This window comes from Pedococcus soli (assembly GCF_054782575.1).
In genome coordinates, this window is the sequence record NZ_BAAGSF010000003.1 from 33,375 (window position 1) to 53,051 (window position 19,677).

At 69.2% G+C, this 19,677-nt stretch carries 27 protein-coding genes; 23 read left to right on the forward strand and 4 right to left on the reverse strand.

All coding sequences use genetic code 11. The features are described from left to right. Positions 1 to 14 precede the first annotated feature (14 nt). The 20 genes from rplN (at position 15) to rplQ (ending at position 11,373) form a co-directional block, all read left to right on the forward strand. Entirely contained in the window at positions 15 to 383 is a 369-nt protein-coding gene (gene rplN / locus ACYVKF_RS03055) for a 50S ribosomal protein L14 (protein ID WP_056883304.1), read from the forward strand. Positions 384 to 386: 3 nt separating this feature from the next. Then, a complete protein-coding gene (gene rplX, locus ACYVKF_RS03060) occupies positions 387 to 743 on the forward strand; it encodes a 50S ribosomal protein L24 (RefSeq protein WP_056915460.1) in 357 nt (118 codons plus the stop codon). A 5-nt stretch (positions 744 to 748) separates the two neighbouring features. Continuing rightward, positions 749 to 1,315, forward strand: a complete 567-nt coding sequence (gene rplE, locus ACYVKF_RS03065; protein WP_056918410.1) for a 50S ribosomal protein L5 — start codon at positions 749 to 751, stop codon at positions 1,313 to 1,315. A 1-nt stretch (position 1,316) separates the two neighbouring features. Next, positions 1,317 to 1,502: a type Z 30S ribosomal protein S14 gene (locus ACYVKF_RS03070; protein ID WP_035902511.1), complete on the forward strand. Its 186-nt coding sequence runs from the start codon at positions 1,317 to 1,319 to the stop codon at positions 1,500 to 1,502. Positions 1,503 to 1,599: 97 nt separating this feature from the next. Beyond that, on the forward strand, positions 1,600 to 1,998 hold the full coding sequence (gene rpsH / locus ACYVKF_RS03075) for a 30S ribosomal protein S8 (RefSeq protein WP_460964776.1): 399 nt from the start codon (positions 1,600 to 1,602) through the stop codon (positions 1,996 to 1,998). A 12-nt stretch (positions 1,999 to 2,010) separates the two neighbouring features. Continuing rightward, positions 2,011 to 2,547, forward strand: a complete 537-nt coding sequence (gene rplF / locus ACYVKF_RS03080) for a 50S ribosomal protein L6 (RefSeq protein ID WP_056915457.1) — start codon at positions 2,011 to 2,013, stop codon at positions 2,545 to 2,547. Positions 2,548 to 2,550: 3 nt separating this feature from the next. Continuing rightward, positions 2,551 to 2,925, forward strand: a complete 375-nt coding sequence (rplR, locus tag ACYVKF_RS03085) for a 50S ribosomal protein L18 (protein ID WP_056915456.1) — start codon at positions 2,551 to 2,553, stop codon at positions 2,923 to 2,925. A 40-nt stretch (positions 2,926 to 2,965) separates the two neighbouring features. Continuing rightward, a complete protein-coding gene (gene rpsE, locus ACYVKF_RS03090) occupies positions 2,966 to 3,619 on the forward strand; it encodes a 30S ribosomal protein S5 (RefSeq protein WP_056915455.1) in 654 nt (217 codons plus the stop codon). Continuing rightward, positions 3,616 to 3,798, forward strand: a complete 183-nt coding sequence (rpmD, locus tag ACYVKF_RS03095) for a 50S ribosomal protein L30 (RefSeq protein WP_056917240.1) — start codon at positions 3,616 to 3,618, stop codon at positions 3,796 to 3,798. Before rpsE ends, rpmD begins: the two co-directional genes overlap by 4 nt. Positions 3,799 to 3,800: 2 nt before the next feature. Beyond that, a complete protein-coding gene (gene rplO, locus ACYVKF_RS03100) occupies positions 3,801 to 4,301 on the forward strand; it encodes a 50S ribosomal protein L15 (protein WP_082552894.1) in 501 nt (166 codons plus the stop codon). Between the two features lie 161 nt (positions 4,302 to 4,462). Beyond that, a complete protein-coding gene (gene secY, locus ACYVKF_RS03105; protein ID WP_056915454.1) occupies positions 4,463 to 5,776 on the forward strand; it encodes a preprotein translocase subunit SecY in 1,314 nt (437 codons plus the stop codon). Beyond that, positions 5,776 to 6,351: an adenylate kinase gene (locus ACYVKF_RS03110; protein ID WP_056915453.1), complete on the forward strand. Its 576-nt coding sequence runs from the start codon at positions 5,776 to 5,778 to the stop codon at positions 6,349 to 6,351. The genes secY and ACYVKF_RS03110 overlap by 1 nt, the downstream gene beginning before the upstream one ends. Next, on the forward strand, positions 6,351 to 7,199 hold the full coding sequence (map, locus tag ACYVKF_RS03115) for a type I methionyl aminopeptidase (protein ID WP_056918408.1): 849 nt from the start codon (positions 6,351 to 6,353) through the stop codon (positions 7,197 to 7,199). The genes ACYVKF_RS03110 and map overlap by 1 nt, the downstream gene beginning before the upstream one ends. A 142-nt stretch (positions 7,200 to 7,341) precedes the next feature. Next, entirely contained in the window at positions 7,342 to 7,563 is a 222-nt protein-coding gene (infA, locus tag ACYVKF_RS03120) for a translation initiation factor IF-1 (RefSeq protein WP_006946284.1), read from the forward strand. A gap of 67 nt (positions 7,564 to 7,630) precedes the next feature. Beyond that, positions 7,631 to 7,744 carry a 50S ribosomal protein L36 gene (rpmJ, locus tag ACYVKF_RS03125; RefSeq protein ID WP_010148647.1) on the forward strand — a complete coding sequence of 38 codons (114 nt, stop codon included), beginning with the start codon at positions 7,631 to 7,633 and terminating at the stop codon, positions 7,742 to 7,744. Positions 7,745 to 8,002: 258 nt separating this feature from the next. Then, positions 8,003 to 8,380, forward strand: a complete 378-nt coding sequence (gene rpsM, locus ACYVKF_RS03130; protein ID WP_056915451.1) for a 30S ribosomal protein S13 — start codon at positions 8,003 to 8,005, stop codon at positions 8,378 to 8,380. Beyond that, positions 8,380 to 8,784, forward strand: coding sequence for a 30S ribosomal protein S11 (rpsK, locus tag ACYVKF_RS03135; RefSeq protein ID WP_056915450.1), 405 nt, complete (start codon positions 8,380 to 8,382; stop codon positions 8,782 to 8,784). Before rpsM ends, rpsK begins: the two co-directional genes overlap by 1 nt. 23 nt (positions 8,785 to 8,807) lie before the next feature. Beyond that, positions 8,808 to 9,416, forward strand: coding sequence for a 30S ribosomal protein S4 (rpsD, locus tag ACYVKF_RS03140; RefSeq protein WP_056915449.1), 609 nt, complete (start codon positions 8,808 to 8,810; stop codon positions 9,414 to 9,416). 155 nt (positions 9,417 to 9,571) lie between these two features. After that, complete coding sequence (locus ACYVKF_RS03145) at positions 9,572 to 10,606, forward strand: DNA-directed RNA polymerase subunit alpha (RefSeq protein ID WP_056915448.1); 1,035 nt, start codon at positions 9,572 to 9,574, stop codon at positions 10,604 to 10,606. A gap of 62 nt (positions 10,607 to 10,668) precedes the next feature. Next, positions 10,669 to 11,373: a 50S ribosomal protein L17, sunset domain variant gene (rplQ, locus tag ACYVKF_RS03150; RefSeq protein ID WP_056918407.1), complete on the forward strand. Its 705-nt coding sequence runs from the start codon at positions 10,669 to 10,671 to the stop codon at positions 11,371 to 11,373. A gap of 175 nt (positions 11,374 to 11,548) precedes the next feature. Here rplQ and ACYVKF_RS03155 read toward each other — a convergent pair whose 3' ends face one another. After that, complete coding sequence (locus tag ACYVKF_RS03155) at positions 11,549 to 12,742, reverse strand: MFS transporter (RefSeq protein ID WP_460964782.1); 1,194 nt, start codon at positions 12,740 to 12,742, stop codon at positions 11,549 to 11,551. A 146-nt stretch (positions 12,743 to 12,888) separates the two neighbouring features. Here ACYVKF_RS03155 and truA point away from each other — a divergent pair, with 146 nt between their 5' ends. After that, entirely contained in the window at positions 12,889 to 13,800 is a 912-nt protein-coding gene (gene truA, locus ACYVKF_RS03160) for a tRNA pseudouridine(38-40) synthase TruA (protein WP_460964784.1), read from the forward strand. On the opposite strand, the gene ACYVKF_RS03165 is transcribed toward truA, so the two are convergent. Next, a complete protein-coding gene (locus tag ACYVKF_RS03165) occupies positions 13,689 to 14,276 on the reverse strand; it encodes a dimethylsulfonioproprionate lyase family protein (RefSeq protein WP_460964785.1) in 588 nt (195 codons plus the stop codon). The genes truA and ACYVKF_RS03165 overlap by 112 nt on opposite strands. Positions 14,277 to 14,338: 62 nt before the next feature. On the opposite strand from ACYVKF_RS03165, the gene ACYVKF_RS03170 reads away from it, so the two are divergent. Further along, entirely contained in the window at positions 14,339 to 15,001 is a 663-nt protein-coding gene (locus ACYVKF_RS03170) for a TetR/AcrR family transcriptional regulator (RefSeq protein WP_460964787.1), read from the forward strand. A gap of 20 nt (positions 15,002 to 15,021) precedes the next feature. On the opposite strand, the gene ACYVKF_RS03175 is transcribed toward ACYVKF_RS03170, so the two are convergent. After that, positions 15,022 to 16,029: a hypothetical protein gene (locus ACYVKF_RS03175; protein WP_460964789.1), complete on the reverse strand. Its 1,008-nt coding sequence runs from the start codon at positions 16,027 to 16,029 to the stop codon at positions 15,022 to 15,024. Between the two features lie 235 nt (positions 16,030 to 16,264). Here ACYVKF_RS03175 and ACYVKF_RS03180 point away from each other — a divergent pair, with 235 nt between their 5' ends. Beyond that, positions 16,265 to 17,947, forward strand: coding sequence for an ABC-F family ATP-binding cassette domain-containing protein (locus tag ACYVKF_RS03180; RefSeq protein ID WP_056915441.1), 1,683 nt, complete (start codon positions 16,265 to 16,267; stop codon positions 17,945 to 17,947). Positions 17,948 to 18,014: 67 nt separating this feature from the next. On the opposite strand, the gene ACYVKF_RS03185 is transcribed toward ACYVKF_RS03180, so the two are convergent. Further along, on the reverse strand, positions 18,015 to 19,577 hold the full coding sequence (locus tag ACYVKF_RS03185) for an alpha-amylase (protein WP_460964791.1): 1,563 nt from the start codon (positions 19,575 to 19,577) through the stop codon (positions 18,015 to 18,017). Positions 19,578 to 19,677 lie beyond the last annotated feature (100 nt).

A 19,677-nucleotide genomic window follows, 5' to 3' on the forward strand; every position in this document is an offset into this window, starting at 1 on the left:
ACAGGAGTTAGACAGTGATCCAGCAGGAGTCGCGACTGCGTGTCGCCGACAACACTGGTGCCAAGGAGATCCTTTGCATCCGTGTTCTCGGTGGTTCGGGTCGTCGTTACGCCGGCATCGGTGACGTGATCGTCGCCGCCGTCAAGGACGCCATCCCCGGCGGCAACGTCAAGAAGGGCGACGTCGTCAAGGCCGTCATCGTCCGGACCACGAAGGAGCGTCGTCGTTCCGACGGCAGCTACATCAAGTTCGACGAGAACGCCGCCGTCATCCTCAAGGGTGACGGGGACCCGCGTGGTACCCGCATCTTCGGCCCGGTGGGCCGCGAGCTGCGCGAGAAGAAGTTCATGAAGATCATTTCGCTGGCGCCGGAGGTGCTCTGAGCCATGGCAGCCCCCAAGAAGATGAAGATCAAGAAGGGCGATCTCGTCCAGGTCCTCACGGGCAAGGACAAGACCAAGCAGGGCAAGGTCATCGCCGTGTACCCCGAGACCGAGCGCGTGCTCGTCGAGGGCGTCAACCGGGTGACCCGCCACACCAAGGCCGGCCAGACCGCTCGCGGCAGCCGCACCGGTGGCCTGGTCGTCCAGGAGGCCGCGATCCACGTGAGCAACGTGGCCATCGTCGACCCCACCGACAAGAAGCCGACCCGCGTCAAGACCCGTGTCGAGACCGTCGAGCGCAACGGGCGCGAGAAGACCGTCCGTACCCGCGTCGCGGTGCGCTCGGGCAAGGACCTGTGAGAGACATGACTGAGACTGCAACCAAGCAGGCGCCGCGTCTGAAGACGCGCTACGCCGAGGAGATCAAGGGCCAGCTGCAGCAGCAGTTCGGCCACGCGAACGTCATGCAGGTCCCCGGCGTCGTCAAGGTCGTCGTCAACATGGGTGTCGGTGACGCCGCCAAGGACGCCAAGCTCATCGAGGGCGCCATCCGCGACCTCTCGGCGATCACCGGCCAGAAGCCGCTCGTCACCAAGGCCCGCAAGTCGATCGCCCAGTTCAAGCTGCGTGAGGGCATGCCGATCGGCGCGCACACCACGCTGCGCGGCGACCGCATGTGGGAGTTCCTCGACCGTCTGGTGTCCACGGCGCTGCCCCGCATCCGTGACTTCCGTGGTCTGTCGCCCAAGCAGTTCGACGGCAACGGCAACTACACCTTCGGTCTGACCGAGCAGTCGATGTTCCACGAGATCGACCAGGACCGGATCGACCGCGTGCGTGGCATGGACATCACCGTGGTGACCACCGCCACCAACGACGACGAGGGCCGCGCACTGCTCAAGGCGCTCGGCTTCCCCTTCAAGGAGAACTGACATGGCGAAGACCGCCCTGGTCAACAAGGCCAACAAGAAGCCGAAGTTCAAGGTGCGTGGCTACACCCGTTGCCAGCGCTGCGGCCGACCGCACTCGGTCTACCGCAAGTTCGGACTGTGCCGCATCTGCCTTCGCGAGATGGCTCACCGCGGTGAACTGCCCGGCGTCACCAAGAGCTCCTGGTAAGCAGCTCAGCACCACCCCACCCATTGATTTCGTTCTACATCGCAGGTCGCAGCGCACAGCGCAGTGAAACCGCGGTGAGAGAGGGCCGGAGAAGCCCATGACCATGACTGACCCGATTGCGGACATGTTGACGCGCGTCCGGAACGCCAACTCGGCGCACCACGACGCTGTCTCCATGCCGTTTTCCAAGCTGAAGTCCCACGTTGCCGAGATCCTCCAGGCTGAGGGCTACATCGCCTCCTGGAGGGTCGAGGATGCCGAGGTCGGCAAGACGCTGACAATCGAGCTGAAGTACGGCCCCAACCGCGAGCGTTCCATCGCTGGCGTGCGCCGTGTCTCCAAGCCCGGTCTGCGCGTCTACGCCAAGTCGACGAACCTTCCCAAGGTTCTCGGCGGACTCGGTGTGGCCATCATTTCCACCTCGTCTGGACTCCTCACGGATCGTCAGGCGGCTTCCAAGGGTGTGGGCGGGGAAGTCCTCGCCTACGTCTGGTAAGGGGTATTCGACATGTCGCGTATTGGACGACTCCCGGTCTCCATCCCCAGCGGTGTCGACATCACCATCGACGGTCAGACCGTCAAGGTGAAGGGCCCCAAGGGCGAGCTCAGCCACCGTGTGGCCGAGCCGATCACCGTTGAGAAGGGTGACGAGGCCCTCGAGGTCAAGCGGCCCAACGACGAGCGCCAGTCCCGTGCCCTGCACGGCCTGACCCGCTCGCTGATCAACAACATGGTCCTCGGTGTCACCGAGGGCTACGAGAAGAAGATGGAGATCCACGGCACGGGTTACCGCGTGGTCAACAAGGGCGGCACGCTCGAGTTCGCCCTCGGCTACAGCCACTCGATCACCGTCGAAGCCCCCGCGGGCATCTCCTTCACCGTCGAGAACCCGACCCGCTTCGCGGTCCAGGGCATCGACAAGCAGCTGGTCGGCGAGGTTGCCGCGAACATCCGCAAGCTGCGCAAGCCCGACCCGTACAAGGGCAAGGGCGTGCGCTACGCGGGCGAGACCATCCGTCGCAAGGTCGGAAAGGCCGGTAAGTAAGTCATGGCAATGATCGTCAAGCGCGCCAAGGGCAAGTCCGCTGCACGCGGCCGTCGCCACCTGCGCCTGCGCAAGAAGGTGACCGGCACCGCGGTTCGTCCGCGGCTGGTCGTCTCCCGTTCGTCGCGCCACGTCTTCGTGCAGGTCGTCGACGACACCCTCGGCAAGACCGTGGCGTCGGCCTCCACCATGGAGGCGGACCTGCGCTCGTTCGAGGGCGACAAGACCGCCAAGGCCCGCAAGGTCGGCGAGCTGCTGGCCGAGCGTGCCAAGAGCGCCGGCGTCGAGGCCGTCGTGTTCGACCGTGGCGGCAACCGCTACCACGGTCGCGTCGCGGCCATCGCCGAGGGCGCCCGCGAGGGTGGGTTGTCCCTGTGAGCACCGTGACCGCAACTGTTATTGAGATGAGGAACATCTGATGCCCGGACCCCAGCGTCGAGGCACTGGTGCCGCTGCTGGCGGCGACGCAGCTCGTGGCGAGCGCGGCGACCGCCGCGGTGGCCGCGACAACCGTCAAGGTGGCCGTGACCAGGCCGAGAAGAGCGCCTACGTCGAGCGCGTGGTGACCATCAACCGCGTCGCCAAGGTCGTCAAGGGCGGCCGCCGCTTCAGCTTCACCGCCCTCGTGGTGGTGGGTGACGGCGACGGAACCGTCGGTGTCGGCTACGGCAAGGCCAAGGAAGTTCCCGCAGCGATCGCCAAGGGTGTCGAGGAGGCCAAGAAGGAGTTCTTCAAGGTCCCGCGCATCCAGGGCACCATCCCGCACCCCGTGCAGGGTGAGGCCGCTGCCGGTGTCGTCATGCTGCGCCCCGCCGCTCCCGGTACCGGTGTCATCGCCGGCGGTCCGGTGCGCGCGGTGCTCGAGTGCGCCGGCATCCACGACGTGCTGAGCAAGTCGCTCGGCTCGGACAACGCGATCAACATCGTCCACGCGACGGTCGCGGCCCTCAAGGGCCTCGAGCGTCCGGAGGAGGTGGCTGCACGCCGCGGCCTCCCCGTGGACCGTGTCGCCCCGGCCGCCATGCTGCGCGCCCAGGCTGCTGGCCGCGAGGCCGCCAAGGCAGGTGCCTGATGCGTCTGAAGGTGATCCAGACCCGTTCCGAGATCGGCGGCAAGCAGAACCAGCGTGACACCCTGCGCAGCCTCGGTCTGAAGCGCATTGGCGACGTCGTCGTCAAGGAGGACCGTCCCGAGATCCGCGGGATGGTCAAGACGGTGGCCCACCTGGTCGCCGTCGAGGAGGTTGACTGACCATGGCAGAGAAGAAGGCCACCAAGGCCGCTGCTGCGAAGTCGGAGAAGTCCGTCGAGGGCACCGCTCTCAAGCTGCACCACCTGCGTCCCGCCCCCGGAGCCAAGACCGCCAAGACCCGCGTGGGTCGCGGTGAGGGTTCCAAGGGCAAGACCGCCGGTCGTGGCACGAAGGGCACCAAGGCTCGTTACCAGGTGCCCGAGCGCTTCGAGGGTGGCGCCATGCCGCTGCACATGCGGCTGCCGAAGCTTCGCGGCTTCAAGAACCCGTTCAAGGTGGAGTACCAGGTCGTGAACCTGGACAAGCTCTCCGCCCTCTACCCGCAGGGCGGCGACGTGACCGTCGACGACCTCGTGGCCAAGGGTGCCGTCCGGGACAACCTCCCGGTCAAGGTGCTCGGCGACGGCGAGATCAGCGTCAAGGTCTCCGTGACCGCTGACAAGTTCTCGGCCAGCGCCAAGGAGAAGATCGAGGCCGCCGGCGGCTCGGTCACCTCCGCCTGATCCACCCAGCTCCACGGTATGCCGCGGGCTCACCGCAGAAGGTGAGCCCGCGGCATACCTGTTTTGCATGCACACCCCTCACCATCGGTCGGGGTATCGTGCCTAGGATTGCCTGACCGTCTCACCGCGTGCCGCTCGGCCCGCGTCACCCAGGAGGACCTGTGCTCACCGCCTTCACCCGTGCGTTCAAGACGCCGGACCTGCGCAGGAAGCTGCTCTTCACGCTCGCCATCGTGCTCATCTTCCGGATGGGTTCGCACGTGCCCGTCCCGGGCGTCAGCTACACCGCCGTGCAGGCGTGCATCAAGGGTGCCGATGCGACCACCGGCGTGCTGGGCCTGGCCAACCTCTTCAGCGGTGGCGCGCTCCTGCAGCTGTCGATCTTCGCGCTCGGGATCATGCCGTACATCACCGCGAGCATCATCGTGCAGCTCCTCACCGTGGTCATCCCGCGGTTCGAGGCCCTCAAGAAGGAGGGCCAGCAGGGCCAGACGAAGATGACGCAGTACACGCGTTACCTCACCATCGGCCTGGCGATCCTGCAGTCCTCGACGCTGATCACCTTCGCGCAGAACCCCTCGGCCCTCTTCGGCCCCCAGTGCACGAGCATCCTGCCCGACGACTCGATCCCGACCCTGGTCATCATGGTGCTCACCATGACCGCCGGCACCGGTGTCGTCATGTGGCTCGGTGAGCTCATCACCGACAAGGGCATCGGCAACGGCATGTCGCTGCTGATCTTCACCTCGATCGCCTCGAGCTTCCCCAGCTCGCTGTGGGCCATCCAGCAGCAGGACGGCCGCTGGGACGTCTTCATCGGCGTGATCCTGCTCGGGTTCCTCATCATCGCCCTCGTCGTCTTCGTCGAGCAGAGCCAGCGACGCATCCCGGTGCAGTACGCCAAGCGCCAGGTCGGGCGCCAGATGTATGGCGGTACGTCCACCTACATCCCGCTCAAGGTCAACATGGCCGGCGTCATCCCCGTGATCTTCGCCTCGTCGCTGCTCGCGCTGCCGACGCTGCTGGCACAGTTCAACAGGTCGACCACCGGGAACCAGCCCGGCTGGGTGACGTGGATCGACCAGAACCTCACCAGGGGAGACCACCCGATCTACATGCTGATGTACGTCGGCCTCATCCTGTTCTTCACGTTCTTCTACGTGTCGATCACGTTCAACCCCGTCGAGGTCGCCGACAACATGAAGCGCTACGGCGGCTTCATCCCAGGTATCCGCGCCGGGCGACCCACGGCCGAGTACCTCGACTACGTGCTCACCCGCATCACGGTCCCCGGGGCCATCTACCTGGGCCTCATCTCGCTCATCCCGCTCATCGCGCTCGTGGCCGTCGGTGCCAACTCGAACTTCCCGTTCGGTGGCACGTCGATCCTCATCATCGTCGGCGTCGGCCTGGAGACGGTGAAGCAGATCGAGAGCCAGCTCCAGCAGCGTCACTACGAAGGGTTCCTCCGCTGATGCGTCTGATCATCCTCGGCCCCCCGGGCGCCGGTAAGGGCACCCAGGCCGCCAGGATCGCCGAGTCCTTCGGCATCCCCGCGATCTCCACCGGTGACATCTTCCGCGCCAACATCAAGAACGAGACCCCCCTGGGCAAGCAGGTCAAGGAGGTGCTGGCGTCCGGTGGCTACGTCACCGACGACATCACCAACGCGATCGTGCGCGACCGCCTGTTCGAGGACGACGCCGAGAAGGGCTTCCTCCTCGACGGCTACCCCCGGACCTCGGCCCAGGTCGACGCCCTCGACGCGATCCTCGCCGAGCACGGCCACACCCTCGAGGTCGTCCTCGAGCTGACCGTGGACGAGGACGCCGTCGTGGCCCGGCTGCTCAAGCGGGCCGAGATCGAGGGCCGTGACGACGACACCGAGGAGGTCATCCGCGAGCGTCAGGCCATCTACCGCCGCGAGACCGCCCCGCTCACCGACGTGTACTCCGAGCGCGGGCTGCTCGTGAAGGTCGACGGCATGGGTTCGGTCGACGAGGTCTTCGCACGCATCTCCGAGGCCCTCGAAGGGGTTGCTCGCTCCTGATGTTCGGCCGGTCCAAGATCGACACCAAGACCACCGACCAGCTCCTGCTGATGCGCAGGGCCGGGCTGGTCGTGGGCCAGACCCTGCAGCTCATGGCGCAGACCGTGCGCCCGGGCATGACCACCAAGCAGCTCGACGAGCTGGCCGAGGAGCACATCCGGGGCTGCGGGGCGACGCCGTCGTTCCTGGGCTACCACGGCTTCAAGGGCTCGCTGTGCACCTCCGTGAACGACGAGGTCGTCCACGGCATCCCGGGCAGCCGGGTGCTGGCCGAGGGCGACCTCATCTCCATCGACTGCGGAGCCATCGTCGAGGGCTGGCACGGCGACGCGGCGATCTCCGTGATCGTCGGCGGTCGTGAGGCCGGGCGCCCGGAGGACCTCGAGCTCATCGACGCCACCGAGGACTCCATGTGGGCCGGGATCGCCGCCCTCCGCGTGGGGGAGTCGCTCTACGAGGTCGGCGCCGGCGTCGAGGACAGCGTCGTCGCGTCGGGGGAGCGGGTCGGCCGCGACTACGGGATCATCGAGGACTACGTCGGGCACGGCATCGGCACCGCCATGCACATGGACCCGCAGGTCCCCAACTACCGCGTCCGTGACAAGGGCCCGGTCGTGCGGTCCGGGGTCACCGTGGCGATCGAGCCGATGGTGACCCTCGGTTCCGCGGAGACCCGCGTGCTGGCCGACGACTGGACGGTCGTCACCACCGACGGCTCGCGTGCGGCCCACTGGGAGAACACCGTGGCGGTCACCGACGACGGGCTGTGGGTCCTCACCGCCCTCGACGGCGGCAAGGAGCGGCTGGCAGCCGCCGGCGCACCATACGCACCGCTCGACCAGGGCTGAGACCGCACTGGGGCCCCGGCGCGATTTCGTCGCTGAGGGGGGCCTGACGTAGACTGTTACGTCGGCATGCGTGTGTGCGCGTGCCGACGTCGATGTGTCTGTTCCAGCCTGGAGCAGACCGATGCAGCAGATTGTGGAGGCTATGGCCAAGAAGGACGGTGTCATCGAGATCGAGGGCACGATCGTCGAGGCTCTCCCGAACGCGATGTTCCGGGTCGAGCTCACGAACGGTCACAAGGTTCTCGCTCACATCTCGGGCAAGATGCGACAGCACTACATCCGGATCCTCCCCGAGGACCGCGTGGTGGTGGAGCTCAGCCCGTACGACCTGACCCGTGGCCGGATCGTCTTCCGCTACCGCTGAGCACGACCCCGCAAGACCTGCAGACCCGTCCGGGTCCGTAGTGCCAGATCGACTCGAAGCAGAGGCTATGAAGGTTCAGCCGAGCGTCAAGAAGATCTGCGACAAGTGCAAGGTGATCCGCCGTCACGGTCGGGTCATGGTCATCTGCGAGAACCTGCGCCACAAGCAGCGCCAGGGCTGAGCATGACCTGGGTCCCCACCAGGGACCTCCGCCCCGGGTTCGCCCGGAGCACGAGTCGCATCTCTTCGAGAAGCGCAGACAAGTGAATGACGCAGTACCCGGCCCCTGTGCGCGGCGTCGTCGACAGACGACCTCCATGCCGACCAGGACGTCACCCCCGGCCCGGAGGCCGAGGACCGGTGCCCCGAGGAAAGCTTCGGGACCAAGCCCGGAACGGTACTGCCCCAGACCTCCGGTGAAACAAAAGGAACACACAACATGGCACGTCTTGTTGGTGTGGATCTTCCGCGCGAGAAGCGCGTCGAGATCGCTCTCACCTACATCTTCGGAGTGGGTCGCACCCGCTCCCAGCAGGCGCTGGCAGCCACGGGTGTCAACCCGAACACCCGCGTCCGCGACCTCTCCGACACCGAGCTGGTCCAGCTCCGTGACTACCTCGAGGCCAACGTCAAGATCGAAGGTGACCTCCGCCGTGAGGTCGCCGCCGACATCCGCCGCAAGGTCGAGATCGGTTCCTACGAGGGTCTGCGCCACCGTCGCGGCCTTCCCGTGCGTGGTCAGCGCACCAAGACCAACGCGCGCACCCGCAAGGGCCCGAAGCGCACCGTCGCCGGCAAGAAGAAGGTTGGTAAGTAATGCCTCCCAAGGCTCGTACCGCTGGCGCCAAGAAGGTGCGCCGCAAGGAGAAGAAGAACGTCGCCCACGGGCACGCTCACATCAAGAGCACGTTCAACAACACCATCATCTCGATCACGGACCCCTCGGGCGCCGTGATCTCGTGGGCCTCTGCCGGCCAGGTCGGCTTCAAGGGCTCGCGCAAGTCCACCCCGTTCGCGGCGCAGATGGCTGCCGAGGCTGCCGCCCGTCGCGCGATGGAGCACGGCATGCGCAAGGTCGACGTCTTCGTCAAGGGCCCGGGCTCCGGTCGTGAGACCGCCATCCGCTCCCTGACCGCCACCGGCCTCGAGGTCGGCGCGATCAGCGACGTCACCCCCTCGCCGCACAACGGCGTCCGCCCGCCCAAGCGCCGTCGCGTCTGAGAACTGGGAGATAGAGAAAACTCATGGCTCGTTACACCGGCCCCATCACCAAGAAGTCGCGTCGCCTCAAGGTCGACCTCGTCGGCGGCGACAAGAACTTCGAGCTCCGTCCCTTCCCGCCCGGCCAGCACGGCCGTCGCCGGATGCAGGAGAAGGAGTACCTCACCCAGCTGCAGGAGAAGCAGAAGGCCCGCTTCACCTACGGCGTCATGGAGAAGCAGTTCCGCGGTTACTACGAGGAGGCCTCGCGCCGCTCGGGCAAGACCGGTGAGACCCTGCTGCAGATCCTCGAGTCCCGCCTGGACAACGTGGTCTACCGCGCCGGCCTGGCCCGCACCCGTCGTGCGGCTCGCCAGCTCGTCACGCACGGCCACTTCGAGGTCAACGGCGTGCGCGTGGACGTCCCGTCCTACCGCGTCGAGCAGTACGACATCATCACCGTTCGCGCCAAGTCCGTGAACACCTTCCCGATCGAGCTGGCTCGCCAGACCTTCGGCGAGCGCCCCACCCCGGCCTGGCTCCAGGTCGTCCCGGGCACGCTGCAGATCATGATCCACTCGCTGCCCGTCCGTGAGCAGATCGACACGATCCTCACCGAGCAGCTGATCGTCGAGCTCTACTCGAAGAACTGATCCACGCCTCCGTATGGCGCGGGCGCCGCGTGCGCCCGCGCCATACGGAGCGGATCTGGTCCGGACCACAGACAGAGGTGGGCCGGCCGGCCGGTTGAGAACCGGCGACTTCATCGGCGTCATATAGCGGTCGCCGACGAGAAAGGAATCACCCCGTGCTCATCGCACAGCGCCCCTCACTCAGCGAAGAGGTCGTTGCGGACAACCGCAGCCGCTTCGTCATCGAGCCCCTCGAGCCCGGCTTCGGCTACACGCTCGGCAACTCCATGCGCCGCACGCTCCTGTCGAGCATCCCCGGTGCCGCCGTGACCAGCATCCGCATCGACGGTGTGCTGCACGAGTTCTCCACGATCCCCGGGGTCAAGGAAGACGTCACCGAGATCATCCTCAACATCAAGGGCCTGGTCGTCTCCTCGGAGCACGACGAGCCCGTGGTCATGTACCTGCGCAAGACCGGCTCCGGCCCGGTCACCGCCGCCGACATCGCGCCCCCGGCCGGTGTCGAGGTCCACAACCCCCACCTGCACATCGCCACGCTCAACGGCAAGGGCAAGGTCGAGATGGAGCTGACCGTCGAGCGCGGTCGCGGTTACGTCTCGGCCAACCAGAACAAGTCCGGCGACCAGGAGATCGGCCGCATCCCGGTCGACTCCATCTACTCGCCCGTGCTCGCCGTGACCTACAAGGTCGAGGCGACCCGTGTCGAGCAGCGCACCGACTTCGACAAGCTGATCGTGGACGTCGAGACCAAGAACTCGATGGCTCCCCGTGACGCCATGGCCTCCGCCGGCAAGACCCTGGTCGAGCTGTTCGGCCTGGCCCGCGAGCTCAACGTCGAGGCCGAGGGCATCGACATGGGCCCGTCGCCGACCGACGCCGCCCTGGCCGCCGACCTGGCGCTGCCGATCGAGGACCTCGACCTCACCGTGCGTTCGTACAACTGCCTCAAGCGCGAGGGCATCCACACCGTGGGTGAGCTCGTGGGTCGCAGCGAGGCGGACCTGCTCGACATCCGCAACTTCGGTGCGAAGTCGATCGACGAGGTCAAGGCCAAGCTCGTCGGCATGGGCCTGGCGCTCAAGGACAGCCCGCCCGGGTTCGACCCGAGCGCGATCGCTGACAACTACGGCGACTACGACGACGACTTCGCTGACGACGGCCGCGCGCTGGCCGAAGACGAGCAGCTCTGACCAACCGCCGCTGAGGTGGCGGTCTGAACACCGCCACCTCACACACCAAGGAGAACCCAAACATGCCTACGCCCACCAAGGGTCCCCGTCTCGGCGGCGGTCCGGCTCACGAGCGCCACATCCTGGCGAACCTGGCCGCTTCCCTGTTCGAGCACGACTCCATCACCACCACCGAGGCCAAGGCCAAGCGCCTTCGCCCGCTGGCCGAGCGTCTGGTGACGTTCGCCAAGCGCGGTGACCTGCACGCGCGTCGCCGCGTCATGTCGGTCATCGAGGACAAGGGTGTCGTCCACCGCCTCTTCACCGAGATCGCGCCCGACATGGCCGAGCGTCCCGGTGGCTACACCCGCATCACCAAGATCGGCGCCCGCAAGGGTGACAACGCGCCCATGGCCGTGATCGAGCTCGTCCGCGAGCCCATCGCGAAGAAGGCCACGGTCAAGGAGGCGGAGGCCGCCACCAAGCGCTCCGCCAAGCAGGCCGAGGCCAAGGAGGCCGCGGTCGAGACCAAGGCCGCCGAGGACGAGGCGAAGGCCGAGACCACCGAGGCGACCGAGACCACCGAGGCGGCTGCGCTGCCCGAGGGTGCGATCGCTGCCAACGAGGATGGTTCCACCCCCGACGAGGCCTACGTCGTCAAGGGCAACGCCGACTCCGGCAAGTACCACGAGGCCGACGGCCAGTGGTTCGAGCAGACGCACGCCGAGTTCTGGTTCAAGTCCGCCGAGGACGCCGAGAAGGCTGGCTTCACCAAGGCCGGTTCCTGATCCGGTAGCCACTGGCTGACCGTCGAAGGGCCGTTCACCCCCACGGGGTGGGCGGCCCTTCGCCGTGCCCGGGCACCCTACGGGCGAGCGCCCGGGCGTCGGGTCGCCGAGACTGAAGCGTCAGCGACGTCAGGACGTCGCTGACGCTTCAAACTCGCCGGGTGGGGACGCCGGGTCAGGTGCGGCGGGCCCGGAAGACGCCGGCGAGGGGGAGGATGAGCAGGACCAGCACCATGGGGACCGCGAAGCCGACGCGCAGGGAGTCCTGGCCGACGGCACCGGTGAGCACCGCCCCGAGCAGGCCCCCGACGTAGTTGAACTGGTTGAAGCGGGCGATGACCGCGTCCACGCGGGCACGACGCGCCTCCCCGTCCACGCCGTCACCGGCCACCACCGCGGCGGCGGAGAAGCTCAGGGGGGCGATCACCGCGACCGAGGCGCCCACGACCGTGAAGCCGACCACCGCCACGGGCCAGGTGGGTGAGAAGACGATCACGGCCAGACCCAGGCTCGCCGCCACGGCGCCCCCGCGCACGAGGGGGACCGCGCCGAACCGTTCCACGGCCCGGTCGCCGAGGAGCCGTGTCAGGCCGCTGGCGACGAGGTAGGGGAGCGTGGCCAGCGGGAGCAGCCAGGCCGGCGCGTCGTGGGCGGACTTGAGGAAGACCGGTCCCCACGTCGTCGCGGCCGTGTCGACCGTGTAGAAGAGCACCATCGCGGCCCCGAGCAGGCCGATCCGTCGCCACGGGATGTCGATCGCCACGGCCGGGGGTGCGTCGCCGACCGCGGAGACGGCGTGGGGCAGCAGTGGTGCACCGATGGCCAGGGCTGCCACGGCAGCGAGGGGGAGGAGCCCTGCGGTGAGCCCGGCGTTCGTCACGGCGATGGCGACGAGCGTGCCGATGATGCCGCCGACCGTCCACGCACCGTGGAAGGAGGGCAGGATCGTGCGTCCCCACCGGTGCTCGAGGGCCACGGCCTGCATGTTGCCCGCGGCGTCCACCGCACCGAGCCCGAGGCCGTAGACGGCCAGTCCCGCGACGAACACCGGCCGCTGGGGAGCGAGGGCGACCAGGGCGAGCCCCACCGTGATCAGGCCGAAGGCGACCCGCAGCACGGTCGCGCTGCCCAGCCGGCGGGCACCGGGTTCGGTGAGGACCGAGCCCACCCCCGCGAGCAGGACGACCATGAGCAGGAGCCCGGTGATGAACAGCTCGTCGAGGTCCCAGCGGTCCTGGAAGCGTGGCAGGCGGGTCGTCACCGAGATGAACAGCAGTCCCTGGGTGGCGAACGTCGCGGCGATGCCCAGCCGCTGCCGGGTCAGGGCGGCCTCCGAGGTGGCCGGGGTCGTGGTCCGCGGATCGCTCACCGGGACACTGTGGCAGACGGGGCCGGGCGGTGGGGTGCAGTCGCCCCGGACCGAGCCGTCCGGCCCGAGCCGTCGGCTCGACCCGACCCACCACGTACCCCGACCGGGTCGGCGGGGTACGTGCTGCGCGTCGCTAGGCTGGCGGCATGGTCGAGGACGCGGGGTCGGGCGGTCGCACGCTCCGGGTCCGGCTGGACCTCGCCTACGACGGGACCGACTTCTCCGGGTGGGCCGCCCAGCCCGGCCTGCGCACGGTCGAGGGCGAGCTGTCGGCGGCGTTGACGACGTTGCTCCGCGCGCCTGCTCCCGTGCGGCTCACGGTCGCCGGGCGCACCGACGCGGGGGTCCACGCCCGCGGGCAGGTGGTGCACGCCGACGTGGACGCCGAGGCCTGGGCGCGCGTCCCGGGTCGGTCCGACCGTGAGCCGGGGGTCGCCGCCCGGACCCGCCTCGGCGGGATCCTGCCACCGGACGTGGTCGTGCACGCGGTGACCGAGGCGCCGGACGGGTTCGACGCCCGCTTCTCGGCCCTGCGCCGCCGCTACCTCTACCGCTTGTGCGACGACCCCGCCGCCGCCGACCCCCTGCGTCGGCGGGACACCGTGCACACCAAGCGCGGGCTGGACGTGGCTGCCATGGATGCCGCGGCCCGGACTCTCGTGGGGCTCAACGACTTCGCGGCGTTCTGCAAGAAGCGGGAGGGGGCCACGACGGTCCGCACCCTGCTGGAGTACTCGTGGGAGCGGCAGGAGGACGGGACCCTGGCAGCGACGGTGGTGGCCGATGCGTTCTGCCACTCCATGGTGCGGTCGCTCGTGGGGGTCGTGGTGCCCGTGGGCGAGGGGCGACGGCCGCTCGACTGGCCCGCCGAGGTGCTGCGCGCCTCCCGGCGGGACGCGGCCGTCAGCGTGATGCCGCCCCACGGGCTCTCCCTCGAGGAGGTCGTCTACCCCGACGCCGCGGGTCTCGCGGCGAGGGCGTCCGAGTCCCGCTCGGTGCGCTCGCTGCCGGGCCCGGGGGACTCCGGGAGCGGCGGCCCCACCACCTCGAGGCCGTAGCGCGGTCCGACCTCGTTCCACCGGGCGATCTCCTCGCCCATGGGACGGCCGTCGGGGCCGGGCAGGCGTCGCTCGGCGGCCGGCAGGCCCACCTCCGGGTAGAGGTCGAAGAGGTGCCCGGGATCGCTGAGGCCGACGAAGCGGACCGCCTGCTCGCCGGTGACGCGGAAGGCGTGCGGGATGCCGGCGGGCAGCCAGATGAGGTCGCCGGCACCGAGCTCGAACACCTCGTCGCCCGCGCGGTAGGTCATCGAGCCGTCCAGGAGGTAGAAGCCCTCGGCCTCGTTCGCGTGCCGGTGCAGCGGTGTGGCGGTGCCGGGCGGTTGCGTCACGAGGGCGACACCCACCCGTCCGCCGGACTCCTCAGCGGTGAGGAGGTGCTCGAACAGGCTCCCCATCGCCCAGGTGGCCGGACCGGTGCCGGCGCGGCGGTGGACCACCCGGCCGGCGGTGCCCACGGGTTCGGGTCGAGCCATGACGGCCTCCTCGCAGATTTCGTCCGAACCAGATTCAGGCGAATATTGGTACGGTAGGGGCGATGTCCGAGACCGTCAAGACCCGCGCCTACCGCTCGACGGTGCGTGCCGAGCGAGCCGCCCGGACCCGCCACCGCGTCCTGGTGGCCGCTCGGGAGCTGCTGGGGCAGCTCGGGTACGACGCCACGACGGTGGCCATGGTCGCCGAGCGCGCAGGCGTCTCCGTCGACACCGTGTACGCCAGCGTGGGCCGCAAGCCCCAGCTCACCGTCGCGGTGGTGGACATGGTGCTGGGGTCGTCCGACGAGCCGCTGGCCGCCGAGGAGCGTGCGTACGTCAGGGCGGTCCGTGCCGCTGAGGACGCCCGCCGCAAGCTCGAGCTGTATGCCGCTGCCGTGGGTGAGGTGGTCCCCGGCACGGCTCCCCTCATGGACGCCTTGCGGCGCGCCGGCGAGAACGACGACGAGTGCGCCCGAGCCTGGGCTGCGGTGGTGGACCGGCGGGCGGCGAACATGATGCTGCTGGCAGCCGACCTGCGGGCGACGGGTGAGCTGCGTGCGGAGCTCGTCGACCGGGACGTCGCGGACATCATCTGGTCGACCAACGCCCACGAGTACTGGTTGCTGCTGCAGTCCCGAGGTTGGTCACGACAGCGTTATGCCGACCTCCTCGCGGACCTGTGGTGCCGGCTGCTCCTGGTCGGGACGGCCCCACCCACCCCGTGAACGGCCGCGTCCCGACGGGCTCAGTCCCGGATGGCGGCGTAGCCGATCGCGTCGTGGATCGCGAGGCCGGCGAACGACGGTGAGCCGGAGTAGGCCCCCACGACGAGGTCGAGCTGCACCTCCATCTGCGCCATCGTCCCACCGTAGAAGGACTGCTTCACCGACACCGGGTCGTCACCGAGGTGGTTGGTCTCCTGGCCGATGCGGACCGGGACGCCGAGCTCGGCGCCGGCGCGGACTTCGTTGGCGGACAGCGCGATCGACCCGTCGACGCCGCTCGCGAGGCGACGGTAGGCCATCACCGTGACGCCGTCCGTGCGCTTCATGACCTCCCGGTCGAAGGTCGACCTGTTGGCCGGGATCTCGTCGAACCAGAACGGGATGTCCGCCTCGAGGGGGGTGCTGCCCGCGGTCGCACGGAAGGCGTCGAGGGTGGCCAGGTACTTCGTCACGACGGTGGACCGCTTCTTCGTCCACGCGGGGGTGTTGTAGGGCTCGATGTCGACGTGGACACCGGTGAACAGCCCGGTGGCGAGAGTGGGGCGCAGCCAGCTCGTGACGGCGGCCGAGGGGTTGTCGACCCAGCCGGGGTCGCCGCCGAGCGCGTCGACCCTCAGGCCTGACGCCCGGGCCAGGGTGACCAGCGCACGCAGCTCCGCGAGCTTCGGCGAGCTGTCCACGTGGGCGGGGACGGCGGCATACAGCTGGCCGATGCCGCGGGAGGTGGCCAGGGCGACGACGGCCTGCGCGTCGGAGGTGTCCCACACGTACATGGCGCGCGCGGCAGGGATCGCGGGGGTGGCGGCGGCGACGGCGCCCGGGACGGGCCGGGTCCTGCGGACCTTGGTGGCCTTGGTTCCCTGGGGGCTCTTCGCGCGGGTCGGCGAGGCCGTCCCGGCGGCCGGGGCGGCCTTCGGGCCGTTCTGGGCGGCACTGGCCTGCGCGGCAGCGCTCACGCCGATGATGCCGATGAGGGACACGAGGCTGACCATAACGACGGCGCGCAACGCGGTGGTGGGACGGGGCACGGGGAGACCTTTCGACGACACCTCGATGGTTGCCGTGGTGGGCGGGTCCCCTGAGCCGACTTGGGCAAGCCTTGACCGTTGCCTCCTCCGTACGGTCACCCGCGCACCCCCCTTGTGGTGCGGATGTCCGCGCGGGCTTGCGCCGACGGCCGGGGCCGGGCACGGGGGAGCCCGGCCGGCGCCAGCCGGCGATATCGAGGTGACGGCAGGGCACGCGGTGCAGCACCCTTGTCCCGTGGGCCACATCGACGTCAACTCCGTCAGCTTCGTCCTGCCCGACGGCAGGCCGCTGCTCGGCGACGTCTCGCTCCGGGTGGGGGAGGGCGCCAAGGTCGCGCTCATCGGTCCCAACGGCACGGGCAAGACGACCCTGGGGCGGATCATCGCCGGGGACCTGACGGCGAACGACGGTGCCGTGACGCGTTCTGGCGGGCTCGGGGTGATGCGCCAGTTCATCGGCTCGGTCCGGGACGACTCCACCGTCCGCGACCTGCTCGTCTCCGTGGCACCGGCCGCGATCCGCGCCGCTGCCGCCGAGATCGACCGGACCGAGCTGGCCATGATGGAGCGCGACGAGGAGTCGGACCAGATGGCCTACGCGCAGGCGCTGGTCACGTGGGGCGACGTCGGAGGCTACGACTACGAGACGCTCTGGGACGTGTGCACCGTGGCAGCCCTCGGTATGCCGTTCGACAAGGCCCAGTGGCGCAAGGTCACCACCCTCTCGGGCGGGGAGCAGAAGCGCGTGGTCCTCGAGGCGCTCCTGCGCGGGCCCGAGGAGGTCCTGCTGCTCGACGAGCCGGACAACTACCTCGACGTCCCCGCCAAGCGCTGGCTCGAGGACCAGCTCATCGCCTCGCCGAAGACGGTGCTGTTCGTCAGCCACGACCGCGAGCTGCTCGACCGCGTCGCCACCCGCATCGCGACGCTCGAGCCCGGGAGCGCCGGGTCGAGCCTCTGGGTGCACCCGGGCCGCTTCGCGACCTACCAGCAGGCTCGTGAGGACCGGAACTCCCGCCTCGAGGAGCTCGCCCGCCGCTGGGACGAGGAGCACCTCAAGCTCAAGGCGCTGGTCGTCATGTACCGGCAGAAGGCCTCGTACAACTCCGACATGGCGCCCAAGCTGCAGGCGGCCGAGACGCGCTTGCGGCGGTTCGTCGAGGCGGGGCCGCCCGAGGCGATCCCGTTGCGGCAGAACGTCAGGATGCGCCTGCAGGGTGGGCGCACGGCCAAGCGCGCGGTCATCGCCGAGGGTCTCGAGCTCACCGGGTTGATGCGTCCCTTCGACCTCGAGGTCTGGTTCGGGGAGCGGGTCGCGGTCCTCGGGAGCAACGGGTCGGGCAAGTCGCACTTCCTGCGCCTCGTGGCGTGCGGCGGCAGCGACCCCGACGTGGAGCACCAGCCGGTCGGCGACGTCGTCCCCCGCCCCGTCGAGCACACCGGGCGGCTCCGCCTCGGGTCGAGGGTGCGGCCGGGGTGGTTCGCGCAGACGCACGAGCAGCCGTCGCTGACCGGACGGACGCTGCTGGAGATCCTGCACCGCGGTGACGAGCACCGGGCCGGGAAGCCTCGCGAGGAGGCGGCCCGGGCGCTGGACCGCTACGGCCTGGCGCGGGCCAGCGAGCAGACCTTCGAGTCGCTCTCCGGTGGGCAGCAGGCGCGGTTCCAGATCCTGCTGCTCGAGCTGTCAGGTGCCACGTGCCTGCTGCTGGACGAACCCACGGACAACCTCGACCTGCACTCGGCCGAGGCCCTGGAGGAGGGGCTGGCTGCGTTCGAGGGGACGGTCATCGCGGTGACCCACGACCGCTGGTTCTCCCGCGGCTTCGACCGGTTCCTCGTCTTCGGCGCCGACGGCCGCGTCTACGAGAGCGACGAGCCGGTCTGGGACGAGGGTCGCGTCGTCCGCAGCCGCTGAGCTGCCCGGTGCTGGGCGGGCCAGGACGCTCGGATCCCCGACGTCCTGGCCCGCGTGGTGGCGAGGGTCAGGTCCTGTTCTGCCGGTCGAGCGCCACCGCGCCGGTGGCTCCCACGGTGACCGTGGCGTACCCGCGGCCGTTCACCTGGACGGGTGCGCTGCCGTTGGCGCAGCCGGCCCGTGTCGCCTTGCCCTCGAGCACGTTGCAGTAGTGGCCCCGGGGCAGTCCGGTCTGCACGGTGATCGTCTTCGCCGCTGGACCGTTGTTGAACGCCACCCATCCCCGGTCGCCCCGGCTGAAGGAGATGACGTTGTCGCCGTCGGTCCAGAAGTTGCCCCGGCGAGCGGTGCCGACGTAGTTGTGCCAGCCCACCATCCCGAGGATGCCCGGGTTGCGGTGCGTGCAGGTCCACTGGCCGTTGGCGCAGTCGGTGTTGGTGATGATCCCGTTGGCGTCGGAGGGTGGGGAGTCGTCCGTCGTGTTCCAGGTGAAGCCCGAGAAGACCTGCGGATGGCCGTACCCGTCGGCGAGGAGCCACTCGTTGGCCAGCACGTAGCGCGCGCCGTCCTTGTAGTTGAGGGCGTCGCCGTTGCGCTCCGTGTCGTGGTTCGTGACGAAGGACAGTGTCTTCGCCGCCGGGGTGAGCCCCGAGCCGGAACCGAAGACCTGCAGGGTCGCGAGGCTGCCGATGTGCTCTGCCGGGTAGCTCTTGAAGGCATCGCGGATCTGCTTGACCCCGTCGAGGCCGAGCACGTCACCACTGCTCGTGAAGGCCTGGGGCGACAGGACGCCGGGTCCGCCGCCGAACACCTCGAGGGCCCAGTACGGCTTCACCTTGTCCCGCGTGCGGTGGAGCTTGGCGTAGATGGCATCGAGGTCGGTCTGGCCGACGTGCTTCGCCGCGTCGACGCGGAACCCGGAGACGCCGTAGCCGATCAGCGTGTTGAGGTAGGCGGCAAGTCGGTCCTGGACCGTCGGGCTCGACGTGTCGAGGTCCGCCAGTCCCACCAGCTCGCAGGTGAACACCTGGTGCATGTTGTTGAAGTCCTCTATGCCACCCGAGGCGGAGGTGCAGTCGTCGGGCCCGGTGCCCTTGTGGTGGAAGTCGGTCTCCGAGTACACGCCCGGGTAGTTGAAGTGGGTGTAGGTCTGGCCGCCGTAGGACGTGCTGCCCTGCCCCGTCATGTGGTTGATGACCGCGTCGACGTAGACCTTCACGCCTGCCTTGCGACAGGTGGTGACCATGGACCTGAACTGCGCCTCGGAGCCCATCCGGCTGGTGAGGGCGTAGTCGACGGGCTGGTAGACCTCCCACCAGGGGTGGAGGACGGTGTTGCTGCCGTCGCCCAGGGCGATCCGCTTGAGGGAGTCCGCCGGCGCCGAGACCTGGACGCCCTGGTAGCCCCCGGGCCCGAGCACCGTGGTGCACTCGTTGCCGACCGAGTCCCAGTTCCACTCGAAGAGGTTTGCCGTGACGCCGGGAACCTCGGTGCGGTTGCCGTCGCCCTGGGCGGAGGTGACCGATGACGGGATGCCCATCGCGAGCCCGACGGTCAGGACGGTCCCGGCCACGAGGGCCGTCCGTGTGCGGGTGCCTCGGGGCATCCGTGGTGTGACTTTCCTGGACATGGCACTCCTTTGTGCTCGGCGGAGGCTGCGGGATGGCAGCGGCCCATCGTTCATGGTGACCCAGGTCACACCGTGACGCCACCGTGGCGACGGCGATCGC